Origin of the sequence: uncultured Rhodoblastus sp. (genome assembly GCF_903903185.1) — a bacterium.
Lineage (GTDB): Bacteria > Pseudomonadota > Alphaproteobacteria > Rhizobiales > Beijerinckiaceae > Rhodoblastus.
This window is the reverse complement of record NZ_CAIUXT010000171.1, coordinates 14,704-31,020: the sequence shown is the minus strand read 5'-3', so window position 1 is coordinate 31,020 and position 16,317 is coordinate 14,704. Positions and strand designations below refer to the sequence as shown.

15 protein-coding genes and 1 tRNA gene are annotated in these 16,317 nt (G+C 62.9%); 11 read left to right on the top strand and 5 right to left on the bottom strand.

All coding sequences use genetic code 11. From position 1 onward, the window contains the following. The first annotated feature begins 287 nt into the window (after positions 1–287). From QZY01_RS16030 to QZY01_RS16010, 5 genes are all read left to right on the top strand, one after another. Positions 288–677, top strand: a complete 390-nt coding sequence (locus QZY01_RS16030) for a hypothetical protein (protein ID WP_294538985.1) — start codon at positions 288–290, stop codon at positions 675–677. A gap of 590 nt (positions 678–1,267) precedes the next feature. Further along, positions 1,268–1,477 (top strand): cold-shock protein, encoded by a 210-nt coding sequence (locus tag QZY01_RS16025; protein ID WP_294538983.1) that lies wholly within the window; start codon positions 1,268–1,270, stop codon positions 1,475–1,477. 148 nt (positions 1,478–1,625) lie between these two features. Continuing rightward, a complete protein-coding gene (locus QZY01_RS16020; RefSeq protein WP_294538979.1) occupies positions 1,626–1,865 on the top strand; it encodes a hypothetical protein in 240 nt (79 codons plus the stop codon). A 160-nt stretch (positions 1,866–2,025) separates the two neighbouring features. Further along, entirely contained in the window at positions 2,026–2,988 is a 963-nt protein-coding gene (trxB, locus tag QZY01_RS16015; protein ID WP_294538975.1) for a thioredoxin-disulfide reductase, read from the top strand. A gap of 78 nt (positions 2,989–3,066) precedes the next feature. Continuing rightward, on the top strand, positions 3,067–3,435 hold the full coding sequence (locus QZY01_RS16010; protein WP_294538972.1) for a response regulator: 369 nt from the start codon (positions 3,067–3,069) through the stop codon (positions 3,433–3,435). Between the two features lie 155 nt (positions 3,436–3,590). On the opposite strand, the gene QZY01_RS16005 is transcribed toward QZY01_RS16010, so the two are convergent. The 3 genes from QZY01_RS16005 to QZY01_RS15995 all read right to left on the bottom strand — a co-directional run bounded on the left by QZY01_RS16005 (position 3,591) and on the right by QZY01_RS15995 (position 5,436). After that, a complete protein-coding gene (locus QZY01_RS16005; protein WP_294538969.1) occupies positions 3,591–4,145 on the bottom strand; it encodes a GIY-YIG nuclease family protein in 555 nt (184 codons plus the stop codon). A gap of 162 nt (positions 4,146–4,307) precedes the next feature. Further along, a complete protein-coding gene (locus tag QZY01_RS16000) occupies positions 4,308–5,009 on the bottom strand; it encodes a response regulator transcription factor (protein ID WP_294538966.1) in 702 nt (233 codons plus the stop codon). A 112-nt stretch (positions 5,010–5,121) separates the two neighbouring features. Next, complete coding sequence (locus QZY01_RS15995) at positions 5,122–5,436, bottom strand: hypothetical protein (RefSeq protein ID WP_294538963.1); 315 nt, start codon at positions 5,434–5,436, stop codon at positions 5,122–5,124. Positions 5,437–5,525: 89 nt separating this feature from the next. Here QZY01_RS15995 and QZY01_RS15990 point away from each other — a divergent pair, with 89 nt between their 5' ends. Continuing rightward, positions 5,526–5,924 carry a flagellar export protein FliJ gene (locus QZY01_RS15990; RefSeq protein WP_294538960.1) on the top strand — a complete coding sequence of 133 codons (399 nt, stop codon included), beginning with the start codon at positions 5,526–5,528 and terminating at the stop codon, positions 5,922–5,924. 134 nt (positions 5,925–6,058) lie between these two features. Further along, positions 6,059–7,078: a UPF0104 family protein gene (locus QZY01_RS15985; protein WP_294539048.1), complete on the top strand. Its 1,020-nt coding sequence runs from the start codon at positions 6,059–6,061 to the stop codon at positions 7,076–7,078. Between the two features lie 134 nt (positions 7,079–7,212). Here QZY01_RS15985 and QZY01_RS15980 read toward each other — a convergent pair whose 3' ends face one another. Continuing rightward, positions 7,213–7,488 (bottom strand): DUF1153 domain-containing protein, encoded by a 276-nt coding sequence (locus QZY01_RS15980; RefSeq protein WP_243066288.1) that lies wholly within the window; start codon positions 7,486–7,488, stop codon positions 7,213–7,215. A gap of 320 nt (positions 7,489–7,808) precedes the next feature. Between QZY01_RS15980 and mnmA the strand changes: the two genes are divergently transcribed. The 3 genes from mnmA (at position 7,809) to QZY01_RS15965 (ending at position 9,846) form a co-directional block, all read left to right on the top strand. Continuing rightward, the gene (gene mnmA / locus QZY01_RS15975) at positions 7,809–9,023 is read left to right on the top strand and encodes a tRNA 2-thiouridine(34) synthase MnmA (protein ID WP_294538954.1); all 1,215 of its coding nucleotides are present in this window, start codon (positions 7,809–7,811) and stop codon (positions 9,021–9,023) included. Further along, complete coding sequence (locus tag QZY01_RS15970) at positions 9,020–9,679, top strand: class I SAM-dependent methyltransferase (RefSeq protein ID WP_294538952.1); 660 nt, start codon at positions 9,020–9,022, stop codon at positions 9,677–9,679. Before mnmA ends, QZY01_RS15970 begins: the two co-directional genes overlap by 4 nt. 90 nt (positions 9,680–9,769) lie before the next feature. Then, positions 9,770–9,846: transfer RNA gene (locus tag QZY01_RS15965), tRNA-Met, on the top strand. Positions 9,847–9,967: 121 nt separating this feature from the next. Here QZY01_RS15965 and QZY01_RS15960 read toward each other — a convergent pair. Further along, positions 9,968–13,435 carry an autotransporter outer membrane beta-barrel domain-containing protein gene (locus QZY01_RS15960; RefSeq protein ID WP_294538949.1) on the bottom strand — a complete coding sequence of 1,156 codons (3,468 nt, stop codon included), beginning with the start codon at positions 13,433–13,435 and terminating at the stop codon, positions 9,968–9,970. 394 nt (positions 13,436–13,829) lie between these two features. Here QZY01_RS15960 and QZY01_RS15955 point away from each other — a divergent pair, with 394 nt between their 5' ends. Beyond that, positions 13,830–16,196: an EAL domain-containing protein gene (locus QZY01_RS15955; protein WP_294538946.1), complete on the top strand. Its 2,367-nt coding sequence runs from the start codon at positions 13,830–13,832 to the stop codon at positions 16,194–16,196. Positions 16,197–16,317: the final 121 nt, after the last annotated feature.

The window sequence follows — 16,317 nt, the reverse complement described above, 5'->3', positions numbered from 1 at the left end:
CGCCGCCGGAAGATACAGTTTTTCGGTTCGCTCTCCACGCCTCGTGGTCGTGATCCAAGCCTGGGCTCGAACCCTTTGGCATGGCTGAGCCGCCGCCGGCGTTTTTGAGGCGATCGTTTGGACGGCGCGATGCAACTTTCTTCGCGCTGATTGGTTTCTGCACCAATCACCGGCGGCCGCCTGTAGCGCCTCGTCCATGCCAGCCGCCTGACAATAATCGACAGCCGTGCGCCGCTTGCGCGCGTTTCGCCGGGACGGGGCTTGGCTCTGGTCAATGGAGCGATGCCATGTGTGATTACTCACTGGAAATGTATTCGTCCCGTCCCGCCCGCGAGGGCGAAATCTATGTCACGACCCGCTTCCCGAGCGGATCGATCGGCATGGCCGCGCCGGGCGATTGCACGACGGCGGTCTGCGTCTCCTATGGAACGCGGCTGAGGCTCGAAAACCTGCCGATCGAGCTTCAGCAAACGCTAGGCGTCGCGGCGCTCGAAGACGTCGTCTTCACCCGTCTCGATAGCGGTCTGCATCATGACGGCGTGAAATTCGCCAATGGCGCCGAAATGCCGCTGCATCGCATGGGCTCGGGCGTTCTCGTGAGCCTCATCGATGCGGAAAAGCCTGCGGTCAGGGAAACCGCCCGTCAGGCGGCGACGGAACTCGAACCCGCCGAGTGACGCTGGAGCCTATTCCGATCCGATTGAACGGAAAAGGGACTCTGGTTTATCGTCTTTACGCGGCTTCTGCACGCGAACCGGGGTCCGCTTCGCTGGAAAACGCTCTCATACCAACGGCCTTTGCTTCCCACTCGTCGGAAGCAAAGGCGCCCGCCGGCTTCAGCTGGCGCCGCGCCAGTCCGAGCGGACGCCATCGGTCCTTTTCAAGGGCCGATGGTAACATCGCCATTCGCGGCGCATTCTCCAACAAGGAAGTCGCCGCTATTCCAGAGTCCCTCGCCGGGCCTAGGCGGCGGCGTGGTGAATTCGAGTTATCCGCGCTCGCCCGCTCCCAGGCTGGACGGGCGGGCGGCAACTTTGTCGTTTGATGCAATATAATCCCGCTCGACGGGAAAATGCGTGGTCCCGAAATAATTTTCAGATGGCCTTGTTTTTGCCGCCGGAGCAGTTTACTTTATCCTGATCGAACTTTCGGCCGAAGACTTGGCCTTGCGTCGAAGACGCAGCTGACGACCTCCCTAGAGATATCGATATGAAATGGTTCATTGCTTGCAACGGACCGGTTTAACTTGCTTTAAGGAGCGTCACGCATGGCTACCGGCGTAGTGAAATGGTTCAACGGTCAAAAGGGCTTCGGCTTCATCCAGCCCGACGATGGCGGCAAGGACGTGTTCGTCCATATCAGCGCCGTCGAACAGGCGGGTCTTCGCGGCCTCAACGAAGGTCAGAAGATCAGCTATGAATTGACCGCGGATAGCCGCACCGGAAAATCTTCGGCGTCCCGTCTCAAGGCGGAATGATCGAAACAGCTCGCACCCGCGTCGCCGCCCACGGATAAAATGGCGCGGCGCGGCGCGAGATCGGGAAGCCCCGGGCCATGCCTGGGGCTTTTTTTCTGCGCTTTTCCGTCGGGGGAACCTGACGCAGGCCATTCTGGAAGGACCGATCGTGAGCGACAATCTACGAAAACTCGAAGCGGACAAGGCGCGCCGCCAAACCGTCGCCGCCAGCCACAAATTCGGCGTCGGAACCTTCGTCTCGTTGATCGGCCGGGCGGAACAGGCCACATTCAAGATCACCCGGCAACTCCCCGACGGCGGGTCAGGGCCGCAATATCGCATCAAGAGCGAACGCGAGGATTACGAGCGCGTGGCTTTCGAAGCGCTGCTCAATCCGGTGCGCAAATGATCGGCGTTTAAATAATCCGGCTTTCGCTTTTTCCTTGGTCGATTTAGAAGGCGAACAGGACCAGGGTCTCAATCCAATTCGCGCTTTATTCGCCGACGCGGAAATTCGGTTCATGCGAACCCTTGTCCGCCTGGGTTGAATGCGCTTTGCCGGAGAATGCATGCCGAACGCCGATCCAACGCCGCCCAATCACGCCAGACTCATCGTCCTCGGCTCCGGCCCCGCCGGCTATACGGCGGCGATCTATGCCGCCCGCGCGATGCTCAAGCCGGTGCTGATCGCCGGTTTCGAGGCCGGCGGCCAATTGATGATCACCACCGACGTCGAGAATTATCCGGGCTTCGCCGATCCGGTCCAGGGGCCGTGGCTGATGGAGCAGATGCGGTTGCAGGCCGAACATGTCGGCGCCGATCTGGTCAGCGACCATATCGTGCGGGCGGAGCTGAGCGAGCGTCCATTCCGGCTCACCGGCGATTCCGGCCGCGTCTATACCGCCGACGCGCTGATCGTCGCCACGGGCGCCAAGGCGCAATGGCTCGGCGAGAAATCGGAAGAGAAATTCAAGGGTTTCGGGGTTTCCGCCTGCGCCACCTGCGACGGATTCTTCTTCCGCAACAGGAATGTCGTCGTCGTCGGCGGCGGCAATTCGGCGGTCGAGGAGGCGCTTTACCTCTCCCATATCGCGGCGAAAGTCACGCTGGTCCATCGCCGCGATTCGCTGCGTTCCGAGCGCATCCTGCAAGAACGGCTGTTCGCCCGCCCAAATGTCGAATTGCGCTGGAACAGCGTCATCGACGAGATTCTCGGGTCGGAAAACCCGCTTTCGGTCGAGGCCGTGCGGTTGAAGAACGTCAAGACCGGCGCGACCGAGAAGATCGACGCCGAGGGCGTTTTCATCGCCATCGGCCACCGGCCGGCGACCGAGCTTTTCGTCGGCCAGATCGAACTGAAGGCCAATGGCTATATCCGGACCGCGCCGGATTCGACCGCGACCAATATCGAGGGCGTCTTCGCCGCCGGCGACGTGGCCGACGACAAATATCGCCAGGCGGTGACGGCTGCGGGCCTCGGCTGCATGGCGGCGCTCGAAGCCGAACGCTGGCTTGCGGCGCAGGCGGGCTAAAGCTTTTTTGACGCTTCGCTCCTAAGCTGCGCACGGGCAGTCGTTTCGGGCGGCGCCGGCGCGTTCGAGGGCGGGAAAATGAAACGGGGGCTGATTGTCGACGATTCGGCGGTGATCCGCAAAGTGGCCAGCCGCATTCTCGAACTGCTGCATTTCGCCAGCGCCACGGCGGCAAATGGCCACCGGGCGCTCGACATCTGCGCCGCTGCGATGCCCGATGTGATCCTGCTGGACTGGAAGCTGCCGCAGACCGACACGCTGGAATTTTTGCGCGCCTTGCGGGCGCTGCCGGGCGGCGGCGAACCCAAGGTCATCTATTGCGCCACCGAAAACGATTCCGTGGCGATCGGCCGGGCGCTGCGCGCCGGCGCCGACGACGTCATGCTCAAGCCCTTCGACCGTCTGGCGATCGAGGAAAAACTGGCCGCGAACGGGTTGCTCGGCTGACGTCGCCGCGAAGAGAATTGTGCCAACTTAGGGTAGCGTATGCGGATTTCTGATCTGCGCCGTGAAGAATGCAAATAAGCGATGGGACGCGCGCGCGCCCTCGGCGGCGATAATGGCGGTGGGGGCGCAATCGACAAGGGCGAAAACGGGCTGGTTCATTCTTGATGGTCCAGGAAACGAGCGGCAAAGGCCTCGTCCTTGCAAACCGCCCTTAATGCAAGCAAATGTCGCCGCTGCGGATTGGGCCATCCCTTCAGGTTTAGGGGTGGCTGAAGCGTGGCGATTAGCTCCTTCTCGACCATGTTGGCAGCGACCTCGACGTTAGCGAAGCCATAGGTGAGATGAGACTTCATCCAATCCGTCAGACGCAGTTCGTCTTCATCACGGAAGCGATAGTTCCGCGTATTGCTTGGGGACTGCCCTGGCGCGCGCGGGATCGCTCGGAGTCGCAGGGGCTCCTTGAGCAAGGCTCCAAGCGAGCGACGCAGCGATGAAAATCCGCTGTGCGCATGATGGAAGTGATTGCGCTTTTCCAGACTGGTATCGGTCATGCCAAGATAAATCAATCCTGGTGGTTCGACGCTCAGCCCGTCAATGACGTTCGCTTCGGCGAGAAAAAAAGCATAGACGCCTGCCCCGACCGAGGCAGGGATCTTTTGCGCGCGATGCTTCTCCAGCAATTGTGTCTTTATCGTTGAAAGATCGGCCATCGGACGGTCCAGAAATCATTTTTGATAAAGGTCATCATCTTATGCGCTTCGCTTAAGCGGAAGACTGAAAATTGCCGAAGCGAATTTTTTGCGATGATTGAAGCAAAGAAAAACCCCGCAACTAGACGGGGTTTTCAGCCTTGATCGTCCGCTCGAAAAAACTCACGCCGTGATGCGCTCATCCGCGTCGGAAGGTTCGCGCAGCACATAGCCGCGGCCCCAGACCGTCTCGATGTAATTACGGCCGGCGCTGGCGTTGGCGAGCTTTTTGCGCAATTTGCAGATGAACACGTCGATGATCTTGAGTTCCGGCTCGTCCATGCCGCCATAGAGATGGTTGAGGAACATTTCCTTGGTCAGCGTCGTTCCCTTGCGCAGCGAAAGCAGTTCCAGCATCTGATATTCCTTGCCGGTCAGATGCACGCGGGCGCCGCCGACCTCGACCGTCTTCTGGTCGAGATTGACCACCAGGTCGCCGGTGGCGATCACCGACTGGGCATGGCCCTTGGAGCGGCGGACGATGGCGTGAATGCGCGCCACCAGCTCGTCCTTGTGGAAAGGCTTGGTGAGATAGTCATCGGCCCCGAAGCCGAGTCCTTTCACCTTGTCCTCGATGCCGGCGAGACCGGACAGGATCAGAATGGGCGTTTTCACCTTGGCGACGCGCAGGGTGCGCAATACTTCATAGCCCGACATGTCCGGCAGGTTGAGGTCGAGCAGGATGATGTCGTAATCGTAGAGCTTGCCGAGGTCGATGCCCTCTTCGCCCAGATCGGTGGTGTAGACGTTGAAATTCTCGGACTTGAGCATCAGTTCGACGCTCTGCGCGGTGGCGCTGTCATCTTCGATCAATAATACGCGCATGTGAAGTCCTCACCCCGCCCAAAGAAACTGCTACGCCGGTCGATGCCGCCGCCGGACCGCCGGCTGCCTTCGACGCGAGAAGAGCGCCCACGCAAATCGCTTCGGAAAACGCTTAATGCAGAATGGTTAACAAACGATGATCCATCCTGGCAAGCGCCTTCGACGTTAATTCGCGTTTGACCGCCTGCGGCTCCCGGCCCGCATGAAAAAGACTGTGGAAAAACGCGGGCGCCGGCGTCGAGGCCGCAATCGCTTCGCGTTCTCGTTCCCGCCTTTGGCACCGCCGCTCGGCCTTCGGGGCGGGAACATGGAGAGGAGTGTTAAGCATGGCGGTTAACGAAGGCTTAGCGGCTGCGGCGCTTTGCCCCGGCGGCGGCAGGATTTTCGACAAAAAAAACTTTTTGCCGTTGGAGTAAGGAAACGGCAACCTCCGTGCGTCACTCTTGAATTGTCTCGCGGAAATGGTTTTTTGGGGGTTGAAAGGGTCTTTCAGCCTGCGTCCTTGGAGTGAAACTGATGAAATCGCGGGATACGCTGGTCCGTCTTAAGCGGTTCCAGGTGGAGGAAAAGCGCCGCCGCCTGACGCAGATCGAAATGATGATCGCCGAATTCAACCGGATGGCCGGCGAACTCGACCGCGAAATCGCCGTCGAGGAACAGAAATCCGGGGTCAGGGATTTGGCGCATTTCGCCTATTCCACCTATGCCCGCGCGGCGCGCGCGCGCCGCGACAATCTGCTTCATTCATCGGAAGAGCTGAAAGGCCAGCTCGACGAAGCGCGCGCGCAGTTCGAACAGGCCAATGACGAGTTGGCCAAGGCGCAGGTGCTGGAAGGCCGCGACAAGGCGCCCGTGCTCAACGATCTGAGCCGCGACGTCATGGATATGGCGGTTTTCCGGGGCGCGCGCGCCTGAACGGCGCTTTGCCGCTCTCCGCCGCGAAAAACATCCGGGCTTGCGCTTGGCGCCTCGCTGTTGCAAAGGAGGCGAGGGCCGACGCATAAAAAACGTCCGCCGCCAGCGGAGCGTTCTGAGCCCGGATGAATTTCATCAAGCGCAATCTCGATTACGTCTGGCCCGTGCTCGGCCTGGCCGCGGTCCTGGTTTCCTTCTGGCTGCTCTATCGGGAATTCCAGGGCCAGGCGCTCGGCCCGCAACTCATCGCCGCCTTCCGCGCCATCCCGCCGACGCATTATCTGCTGGCGCTGGCCTCGACCATCGTGGCCTATGTCGCCCTGGCGTTCTACGACCGGATCGCGCTGCTGCATCTTGGCGTCCGGCACATCTCCTGGCGTTTCATCGCCGCCTGTTCCTTCACCACCTATGCGCTGTCGCATAATATCGGCGCTTCCGTCGTTTCCGGCGCCATGGTGCGCTATCGCGGCTATTCGTCGAAGGGCCTCAAGCCGGCGCAGATCGCGATTCTCGTGGCGATCACCTCGCTCACCTTCGTCCTTGGCGAGATCCTCGTCGGCGGCGTGGCGTTGATCCTTCGTCCGCAGGCGCTCGCGCAGCTTGGCGACCTGCTGCCGGATTTTCTTACCCATGAATCGACGGCGCGGATACTCGGCGCGGGCTGTCTCGTTCTGATCGCGCTCTATGTCGGCGGTTCGGTGCTGCGCCTGCCGACACGCACGCTGTTTGGCGTGCGCATCGAATATCCGCGCTGGGACATCGTGCTGCGGCAGTTGATCGCGGCGCCGGCGGAAATTCTCGGCGCGGCGGGGATCATCTATTTCGCTTTGCCCGAAACCGGAAATCCCGGCTTCATCGTCGTCCTCGCGGTGTTCATCTTTTCGTTTTCCGCCGCGCTGGCCTCCAACGCTCCCGGCGGACTGGGCGTGTTCGAACTGGTGTTTCTGAAAAGCATGCCCGGCGCGCCGCAGGAAGGCGTGCTCGCGGCGCTTTTGCTGTTTCGCCTGCTTTACCTGCTGATCCCGCTGGGCTTCGCCATTTTCATCGTGCTGGGATTCGAAAAGCGCCGCCTTTCCGAGGCGATCCGCCATCACCAGCAACGAGCCGGGGAACAGGCGGATATTCACGCGAAAACGCGCGCCCACAGGGATTGATGGGGAACATGCGCGCGGCGCGGATTGCCGCCGGCTTCAGAGCCCCGATCCGACTGGATCAGATCGCGGCTCCAGTCTATTTTTTTTACGCGTTTTGCTAACGCGAACCGGTATCCGCTTCGCTTGAAAACGCTTCACATGCGATATTGTTGCAGGCGGGTGGTGCGCAGGCCGGCGAGCCCATGCTGGTCGATCGACATCTGCCAGGACAGGAATTCATCCACCGTCAGCGTATAGCGGCTGCAGGCTTCCTCCAGCGACAACAGTCCGCCGCGGACGGCGGCGACGACCTCCGCCTTGCGACGGATGACCCACCTTTTGGTGGAGGGTGGCGGCAGATCGGCGATGGTCAGCGGACTGCCATCGGGCCCGATGACATATTTTACCCTCGGGCGGTGGGGCTCGGTCATGCTAGATACTCACGTTACGCAAAGAACCCTGACTATGTTTCGACATTAATCCGCGCGGCTTAAGAAACGCCTAAGCCGTCGGGGTGAATTTACGCGATGATGAGATTTGGCAAGAGTATTTTCTTGCCAAATTCTTAGCGTGGCGGCGATTGTGTTTCCGTTCGGCACAGATCAAAGGCCGGCGTTAACCATCCTGTCGGCGCACGGCGAATTTTCTCAGGCGCCGCAAGCAAGGGCGCAAAACCGCGCTGTTGAGGCATATACGTTGAAAATCGGCGCAATAGTCCCTATTGAAGGGTGTGTCCGCGAGATCCCAGTTCATGAACGCCGCCGCCTCGCCACCGCTCAACAGCCTCGACCTGCCCAAGCCGCCGGGGGAAACCCGCGTGGTCGTCGCCATGTCCGGCGGCGTCGATTCTTCGGTCGTCGCCGCGCTGCTCAAGGAGCAGGGCTATGACGTGGTCGGCGTGACCATGCAGCTTTACGACCAGGGCGAGGCCGAGCATCGGCCCGGCTCCTGCTGCGCCGGCCAGGATATTTTCGACGCCCGCCAGGTCGCGGCGCGGCTCGGCGTGCCGCATTACGTGCTGGATTACGAAACGCGGTTTCGCGCCAAGGTGATCGACGCTTTCGCCCAGTCCTATGCCGAGGGCGAAACGCCGATCCCCTGCGTCACCTGCAACCAGCAGATCAAATTCGTCGACCTGTTCGACATGGCGCGCGATCTCGGCGCCGACGCGCTGGCCACGGGCCATTATATCGCCTCGCGCGCCGACGGCGCCGAGCGCGCCCTTTACCGGGCCGTGGACGGCGACCGCGATCAGAGCTATTTCCTGTTCGCCACGACGCGCGAACAATTGCGGCTGCTGCGTTTTCCGCTCGGCGAGATGAGCAAGCCGGAAGTGCGCGAACACGCCCGGCGCTTCGGCCTTGCCATCGCCGAAAAGCCAGACAGCCAGGACATCTGCTTCGTGCCGACCGGCCGTTACAGCGACATTGTCGAGAAATTGGCGCCGCAGGCCGCCCGTCCGGGCGACATTGTCCATGTCGATGGGCGCGTGCTCGGCCGCCATAACGGCGTGATGCATTACACCATCGGCCAGAGGAAAGGACTCGGACTTGGCGCGGCGGGCGCCGTCGCCGGCGAACCGCTCTATGTGGTCAGGATCGACGCCGGTCAGGCGCGCGTCACCGTGGGACCGCGTTCGGAGCTGGCGACGCGACGGGTGTTTTTGCGCGACGTCAACTGGATCGGCCCCGGCGCGTTCGACCAGGTTGCGGCGGCGGGGCTGGAAATCGCGGTGCGGGTGCGCTCGACCCGGCCGCCCGCGCCGGCGCTGCTCGAAATCAGGGACGGCGAGGTTTGCGTCGAATTCGTCGATGACGAAAGCGGCGTCGCGCCCGGCCAGGCCTGCGTGTTTTACGAGAGCGCCGCGCCGCGCGGCAGAATGCTCGGCGGGGGGTTCATCCGCAGCGCCGAATCCGCCGCACGTTTCGCGGACGCGCCGGGACAAAGGCCCGCCGTCCGCGCATGAACCAGCCCCGCCGCGAAATCGCGCAGATGGAAAATGCGCATGTCGAAGAGGCCTACGCCCGCTGGGCGCCGGTCTACGACCTCGCCTTCGCCACGATCATGGCGCCGGGACGGCGCGCCGCCGCAGCCGCGGCGCAAAGGGGCGCCGAACTCATTCTCGACGTCGGCGTCGGCACCGGTCTCGAATTGCCGCTGTTCGACGTAGGCGTAAAACTGGTCGGCGTCGATCTGTCGGAGCCGATGCTGCGCCGCGCCCAAAATCGGGTGGAGCGGGAAAAGCTGCGGCAGGTGGCGGGGCTCTGTGTGATGGACGCGACGCGGCTGGCTTTCGCCGACGCCCGTTTCGATGCGGTGGTCGCGCCCTATGTGCTCACAGTCGTCCCCGATCCGCCCGCGACGCTCGACGAACTGGCGCGGGTGGTGAAGCCCGGCGGCGAGATCGTGCTGGTCAATCATGTCGGCGCCGAATCGGGTCCGATCGCCTGGGCCGAGCGCTGGCTGGGCCAGAAATCCGCCGCGCTGGGCTGGCGCCCGGAATTTCCCTGGAGCATCTTGAGCGACTGGCTTTTGTCGCGTGACGACATGCGGCTCGTCGAGCGGCGCAAAATCGCGCCTCTGGGCTTGTTCACATTGACGCGGATCGGGCGATTGAAATGAGGCGGCGTTGCTTGACCGGCGTTCCTTGACAATCCCGGCGCCGGCGGCTTATAGACCTCCCACTTGGAGCGTGCGCGACAAGCGCTTCTTGGCGGGGTAGCTCAGCTGGCTAGAGCACGGGAATCATAATCCTGGGGTCGGGGGTTCGAGTCCCTCCCCCGCTACCATCAAGACAGCAGCGTATTCGGAAAAACCGGGACCGGCGCGAATATCAAATACTCGCGACAATCGAACCTGCGAAACCATCGAGGCCGTCTTGCCGCGCTCCGGGACCGGGGTCGCCGCCGCTCAGAAAGCGTAGCGCAGACCGCCGTTCAGCGCCCAGCCGCGGCTGCCGCCGCCGCCGACGCCATCCTGCCAGGCGAGGTCGCCATAGACGAACAGGTTTTTGGTGATCATGCCGGTGACGCCGCCGCCGGCTTGCAGCGACGTGCCGAAATGTCCGGTGAGAAAAGTCGTGTTGCCGATGTTGACCGCGGCGCCGCCCCCGATTCCCTGCAACACATTTGCCTTGAGATAGGGCGTGAACAGCTGGCCTTCGAGTGAAACAAAGGATCGGGTCAGGCGCGCGCCGCCACGAAACACGCCCTGATCGGGGCTGCCCAAACGGGCGGTAACCTTGTCGGCGTCGGTCGTCTGAGTGAAATTGAGATTCTGGAACACGAACTGCGCCTGCGGCTCTAACGCCAGCCCCTGCCAGCCGAGCGGAATGGGATAGCCCACTTCCAGCGAACCGGAAAACGACGTCCCGTTCATGCTGGTGGACCAGCCATGGGCGCCGGTCGAAACATTGCCGTTGAACCATCCGCCCGAGAAAATGGCGTCGATATACCAACCCGCCGTGGACTGCCAGGTGAGCGTGCCGGCAAAAGAATAGCTGTTGAACAGGCCGCTGCTGACGCCGTCGACCTCTTGCGGCTGGAACCATAATTGACCGAGGGTTGCGGCGACGCCGGCCCTCAGCGCGCCGCCGGCGTCGCGATAGACGATGTGATTGCCGCCGAATTGGGTCGCCCCATAGTCCTGCGTCGAATTATAGCCAAAACCCTGAAAACTGCGATCCGAGCGGTAATTGAGCAGGCTGCCGAAACCGCGGATGAAGACCTCGCCATCCCGGCTCACGCCATGGCTCTGATCGTCGCGGATCTCGCCCAGACGGCGATGCAGGCTGTCGAGATCCTGGAATCCGGCGTTGAACAGCGCGGTCGGCAAAGTGACATAGGCGGGAACCTGCGGCGCGAGTTCGGGCCGCGCGTTCGGCGGCAGCGGATCGAGCGGAGAAACCGGCCCCGAGGGAGTCACGTAAACGTTCTCAAGCCGGTAGTCCCATTGGCCGCCGGCATTGCCGACGAGGCTTTGCGTCGCCGAAGCCGGCCCGTTGGGCGAACCCGGCCCATAGGCGTAGAGGTGATATTGATAGGGTGTGCCGCCCGTGACATAGCCGCCCGCCAGGTTAAAGGCGCCGACCGAAGAAGCGCCCGCCACCTGGATGAGCGAGATCCCGCTATTGGCGCTCGGCGCCTGCGCGCCGGTATAGGCGCCGGAGCCGAAGGCCGCGACCGAGACCGAGGTGGCGCCGGAGGCGTTGCCAGATATGAGCAGCCGGTCGGTGGACTGGTTCGACAAAGGACCGCCGGCGTTCAAAAGGGTGTTGATCCGCACGACGCCGGCGCCGGACCCGTTTCCGTAATCGCCCTTGACGGCGAGCACGTTGCCGATGCCCGCGCCGGCGATTTGCGCTACGCCCGAATTCTGGAAATTGCCGCCGATGGTGAAAACGCCGGTTGGGCCGCCGGTAAAGGCTGCAAGGGCGTTGGCGACCGCGACCGTTCCCGCATTGGCGACATTGCCCGCGACGCCGCCATAGCCGCCCAGCGTCGCGCCGGACGCGACGTTTACGGGTCCGCCCCCCGACAGCTGGGCGGAAGGGTGCGCGGCGTCGCCGACCGCGAGCGCGCCGGCCAGCACATTGGTCGGGCCGGTATAAGGATTGACGGCGTTGAGGATCGTCGTGCCGCTTCCGATCTGGTTCACGCCGCCCGTTCCCGAAACGATTCCGGCAAAGGTCACGACGTCGGAGCGATTGAAGGCCAGCGTTCCATTATCGACGACATTGCCCAGAATGCTTCCGCTGGCCCCGCCATCGCCGAGTTGCAAGGTTCCCGCCGCTATGGTCGTGCCGCCGGCATAGGTGTTGGCGCCGGTCAGGATCACCTTGCCGGTGGAGGCCGTGCTGTCCGTCACCGTGAGGCCGCCCGCGCCGGTAATGCCTTGCGAGATCGTCGTCTGGAAACCGTTGGAATCGATGGTTCCGCCGCCGGGAAGACCGTTATTGGGGCCGTTGAGGACGATCGGGCGCGCGGCGGAGAGGTTGAAGCTGGAGAGCAGTTGCAAGGCGCCGCCATTGAAGGTCAGCGGGCCGGTCGGGGCGCCGAGCGCCGAATCGGCGCCGACGGCGACTGCGCCGACGTTGAAATAGGTTCCGCCCGAATAGGTGTTCACGCCGGTCAGGGTCACCGTGCCCACGCCGATCTTGGTGACGATGCCCGAGCCATTGATCACGCCGGCGTAGGTTCCATCATTGGGCTGAATCCCGTCCGGTGAGACCTGGTTGATGAGCAGGTCGCCATGCAGGTCGTTGATGACCGGCGGCAGACTCTGGGCGCGCGCCTCCAGGGTCGCGGCGGAATCGATGGTGACGCTGCCATTGAAATTGCTGTTGTTGCCGGTGAGCACCAGCGTGCCGCCGACGATCTCGACCGCGAGCGGGGTCGCGCCGCCGTTATTGCCGATCGAACCGGTCAGGGTCCAGGTTCCCGCGCCGGTCTTTTTCATGGTCTGAAAATTGGTGACGGAGCCCGACATCGAATCCGACGAAGTCGCGGAAGCATTGAGGGTAATGAGATTGGTGCCGCCGCCGCCATCCATGTTGCCGGTGATCGACGACCCGGGATTGAGCGTGATGGTGTCGTTGCCGCCGGCGAAAACCAGATTGCCGATGACGTGAGCCCCGGATTCGTTGATGAAATCCATGCCGACGTTGTTGAAGCTCCCGATGGCCTGGCCATTCGGGTCGGGGGTCACCTGACCGTTTCGCACGACTTGAATGGTTCCAAAATTGTCGACGAGGTTGCGCGGACTCGCCGACGTCGTGTTTTTGTTCTCGAAGAACAAAGCGGAGCTTCCTCCGCCCTGAATCAGGCCATAATTGACGATCGTGTTGCCGGCGCCGTAGGGATTGATCGCCTCGGAATTGTTCTGCGTTCCCGCAGCGATGACGGACCCGCCCGCTGCGATGAAAACAGTGCTGTTGTTGTTGAATTCGATGGTGTTGTAGCCAGTTTTATACTGCCCCGTGGCGCCGGAGCTTGAACTTGTGGTCCGCACCACCGCTCCGGGGTTGACGACGACGTTGGAATTGCTGCCGAGGCTGATCGAATTATCGTTTACGACCTGGATCTGCGCAGTGGCGTTGACGGTGGCGTTGACATAGTCGGCGTTGGGGGGAGCCGGCGGGATCAGGCCGCCTTGCCCCACGCGGCTCGTCTGGGTGCTGATGGAATCGCAGGTCACGATGGTGGGGCTTCCCGCTGCGCCGGGCGCAATAAAGCCGTTCACGCCGACGTTGCTGCACGCGGCCAGCGCCGGTTGCGATGCGGCGGCAAGGATAAGGCCGCCAAGCGGTCCCGCCCAGCAAAACAGCGGCGCCAGCCGAGAAGGGCGCGTTGCCGACCTTTCGCAGTCAACACGATACATTCCGCGTTCCGCCGCAGGCGACATTTTTTTCTCCCAAATCCTTTTCTTTTGAAGACTCTATGGCGCCCGGGACCTTTGCTCAACGTAATGTTGGCGCCTGCGCTGAAACTTGCCTTGCTGTGATGAAATTGTCACTTTTGTCGGTGCGCCGGCGCCGCCGGCCTCGATCCCCGCGCGATTTTCGCCTTTTTGTCGGCGCCTGCCGCGAAATTTCTACCCACACGTCTGAATTTAAAATTCGAGTCGATACGCGCGCAGGTTGAGCGCTTGTTTACCGCAAGGCGCCAGAATTCGCACAAAGGTTTCGCTCGACCGATCCGTTTTGCCGCCGCGCGATCCGACGACCTCCGTCCGGCGCCTCAAGCCCGGAAATTGTCGGTCAAGGAGTTTGAGAGTGTTGAGATCGAAGTCCGAGCCGGCGGAGCGCAAGGGCAAGGCGGTTGCGCCCGCGAAGCCGGCTTCGTCCGGAAGAAGCGCGGTCGCTGCCTCCGGGCGGGCGAAGCGGCCGGTTTTCTTCGATGTCGCCCTTGCCCTGGCGCTCGGCGGGGCGCTGCTGACAGGCGATTTCAGCCTGCTCGCCAATTGCGCCGCTCTGGCGCTGATCGCCGCTGCCGCGATCAAGGTCGGCGTCGCGCAGGGCCTCAACGGCAAGGCCGGCGCCGACAACGATCCCTCCGTCCTGTTCTGGGAAAAGCTCTATGTGGCGGCGAGTATCGCCATGGCGGCGGCGATCGGCTTTCTGGCCTGCGCGACGTCGATCGTCAAGACGCCGGCCAGTATCGGCATGGCCTCGGCCATCGGCGCGATCGGCTTTGCCGCGCTGGCGCCCCTGCGCGAAAGGGAACGGCCCGGAATCGTCCATCTCCAGGCGGCCCTCGCCGTCGCGCCGTTTCTCGTCGGCCTTTACTTTCGCTGGGAATTCTATTCGCCGGTGGTCGTCGCCGCGGCGCTCGGCCTCGTCTACGCCTTGGTGCAGCAGACCAGGGCGCAGACCCGAAAGGTTGTGGAGACTCAAGGGACCGAACGTCAGCTGGCGGCGGCGATGGACGGCGTGGCCCATGGTTTTGCGCTGTTCGACGCGTCGGCGCGCTTCGTCGCCGGCAACCGCCGCTTCGCCGAATTGACCGGCCTGAGCGCCAAAGCGGCGGCCGACCTCGACCTCGACGCCTGGCTTGCGGGCAAATTCGCCACAAGGCTCATGCAAAGCGACGACAGCCTGCGGCTGGTCGAGATCAGGAAGGAGGCGGTTCGCCGCCGCGCGCGCGACAGCATCGTGATGAGCCTTGCCGACGGACGCTTCTTCGAATTCTCCTTCCAGCCGATGGCGGAGGGGTTTTCGCTGCTGCTCGACGACGTCACGCGGCGGCGCGAGGCCGAGGCGCGGATCGAACGCATGGCCCGCAACGACGACGTCACCGGCCTGTCCAACCGCGTGCATTTCCGTGAAAAACTCGAAGCTGCGATGGCGCGGGGCCGCGACGATTCCGGTTGCTTCGCGGTGATGATGATCGATCTCGACCGGTTCAAGCAGGTCAACGATTCGCTCGGCCATCCGGTCGGCGACAAACTCTTGAAGCGGGTCGCCGAGAGGTTGCAGAATCTGGCCCAGATCGACGATTTCGTCGCCCGGCTCGGCGGCGACGAATTCGTGGTGCTGCGCACCGGCGACCGCGACGACGCCGGCGCTTTCGCCGCCGAGGCGGTCGAGACCTTGAGTCAGCCTTATCTGATCGATGGCGACAAGCTGACCATCGGCGCCTCCATCGGCGTCGCCATGGCGCCGCAGGACGGCGCCAATGGCGACGAACTGATCCGGGCGGCAGACATGGCGCTTTACGCCGCCAAGGACGCGGGGCGCGGCGCCTTTCGTTTCTTCGAAACCGCCATGGCGGAAAAGGCCCGCCGCCGCCAGCAGATCGAATCGGACCTGCGCGTCGGCATCGGGCGCAACGAGCTGGAAGTCTGGTATCAGCCCATCGTCAGCATCGCCCGTCGCCGCATCTGTTGCTGCGAGGCGCTGGTGCGCTGGCGCCATCCCAAGCAGGGGATGATATCGCCCGGCGAATTCATCCCCATCGCCGAGGAATCGGGGCTCGTCGCGCCGCTCGGCGAATGGGTGCTGCGGCAGGCCTGTATCGACGCCAAATCCTGGCCGAGGGAAGTCGCTCTGGCGGTCAATTTCTCCGCCGTGCAATTCGGGCGCGGCAATCTGGTCGAAATGGTCAAGAGGGTGTTGCGCGAGACCAAGTTTCCGGCGGCGCGGCTCGAAATGGAAATCACCGAATCGGTGCTGATGAACGACGCCGATTCGGTGCTGGCGGCGCTCGACGAATTGCGCGATCTCGGCGTGCGCGTGGCGCTCGACGATTTCGGCACCGGCTATTCCTCCTTGTCCTATCTGAGCCGGTTCCGGCCCGACAAGGTCAAGATCGACCAGACCTTTGTGCGCGACATGGCAATGAACGGCGCGGCTTTGGCGATCATCAAGGCGGTCAAGGCGCTGGTGTTCGAACTGGGCGTGGATATGCTGGTCGAGGGCGTCGAAACCCTCGACCAGCTCGACATCTTGCGCGAGAACGGCGCCGATGAGGCGCAGGGCTTTCTGTTCAGCAAGCCGCGCCCGTCGCGCGAAATCGCCCAACTGGTCGCCGATCCCGCGCAATTGATCCGGGGCCGCAAACTGATCCTGCCGCCCTGCGCGCCCTGGATGAAACGCTACGAACGCGTCAGCCCGGCGGTGGTGCGAACCAGCCTGCATTGAGACGCAGTGGATCTCCTGCGGGCTGGATGTGTGCTGTCGCCGAATTGGCAGCGGCTAACGGGAGGTGTGCGGTCCAGCGCAACCCACAGAGCAAGCCCGTGGCCCCACGGTAATCCCGTCA

Coding starts and splice junctions, on each gene's coding strand:
- QZY01_RS16030 (WP_294538985.1), top strand. CDS start 288: ATGTGTGATTACTCACTGGAAATGTATTCGTCCCGTCCCGCCCGCGAG.
- QZY01_RS16025 (WP_294538983.1), top strand. CDS start 1,268: ATGGCTACCGGCGTAGTGAAATGGTTCAACGGTCAAAAGGGCTTCGGC.
- trxB (WP_294538975.1), top strand. CDS start 2,026: ATGCCGAACGCCGATCCAACGCCGCCCAATCACGCCAGACTCATCGTC.
- QZY01_RS16010 (WP_294538972.1), top strand. CDS start 3,067: ATGAAACGGGGGCTGATTGTCGACGATTCGGCGGTGATCCGCAAAGTG.
- QZY01_RS16005 (WP_294538969.1), bottom strand. CDS start 4,145: ATGGCCGATCTTTCAACGATAAAGACACAATTGCTGGAGAAGCATCGC.
- QZY01_RS16000 (WP_294538966.1), bottom strand. CDS start 5,009: ATGCGCGTATTATTGATCGAAGATGACAGCGCCACCGCGCAGAGCGTC.
- QZY01_RS15990 (WP_294538960.1), top strand. CDS start 5,526: ATGAAATCGCGGGATACGCTGGTCCGTCTTAAGCGGTTCCAGGTGGAG.
- QZY01_RS15980 (WP_243066288.1), bottom strand. CDS start 7,488: ATGACCGAGCCCCACCGCCCGAGGGTAAAATATGTCATCGGGCCCGAT.
- mnmA (WP_294538954.1), top strand. CDS start 7,809: ATGAACGCCGCCGCCTCGCCACCGCTCAACAGCCTCGACCTGCCCAAG.
- QZY01_RS15970 (WP_294538952.1), top strand. CDS start 9,020: ATGAACCAGCCCCGCCGCGAAATCGCGCAGATGGAAAATGCGCATGTC.
- QZY01_RS15960 (WP_294538949.1), bottom strand. CDS start 13,435: ATGTATCGTGTTGACTGCGAAAGGTCGGCAACGCGCCCTTCTCGGCTG.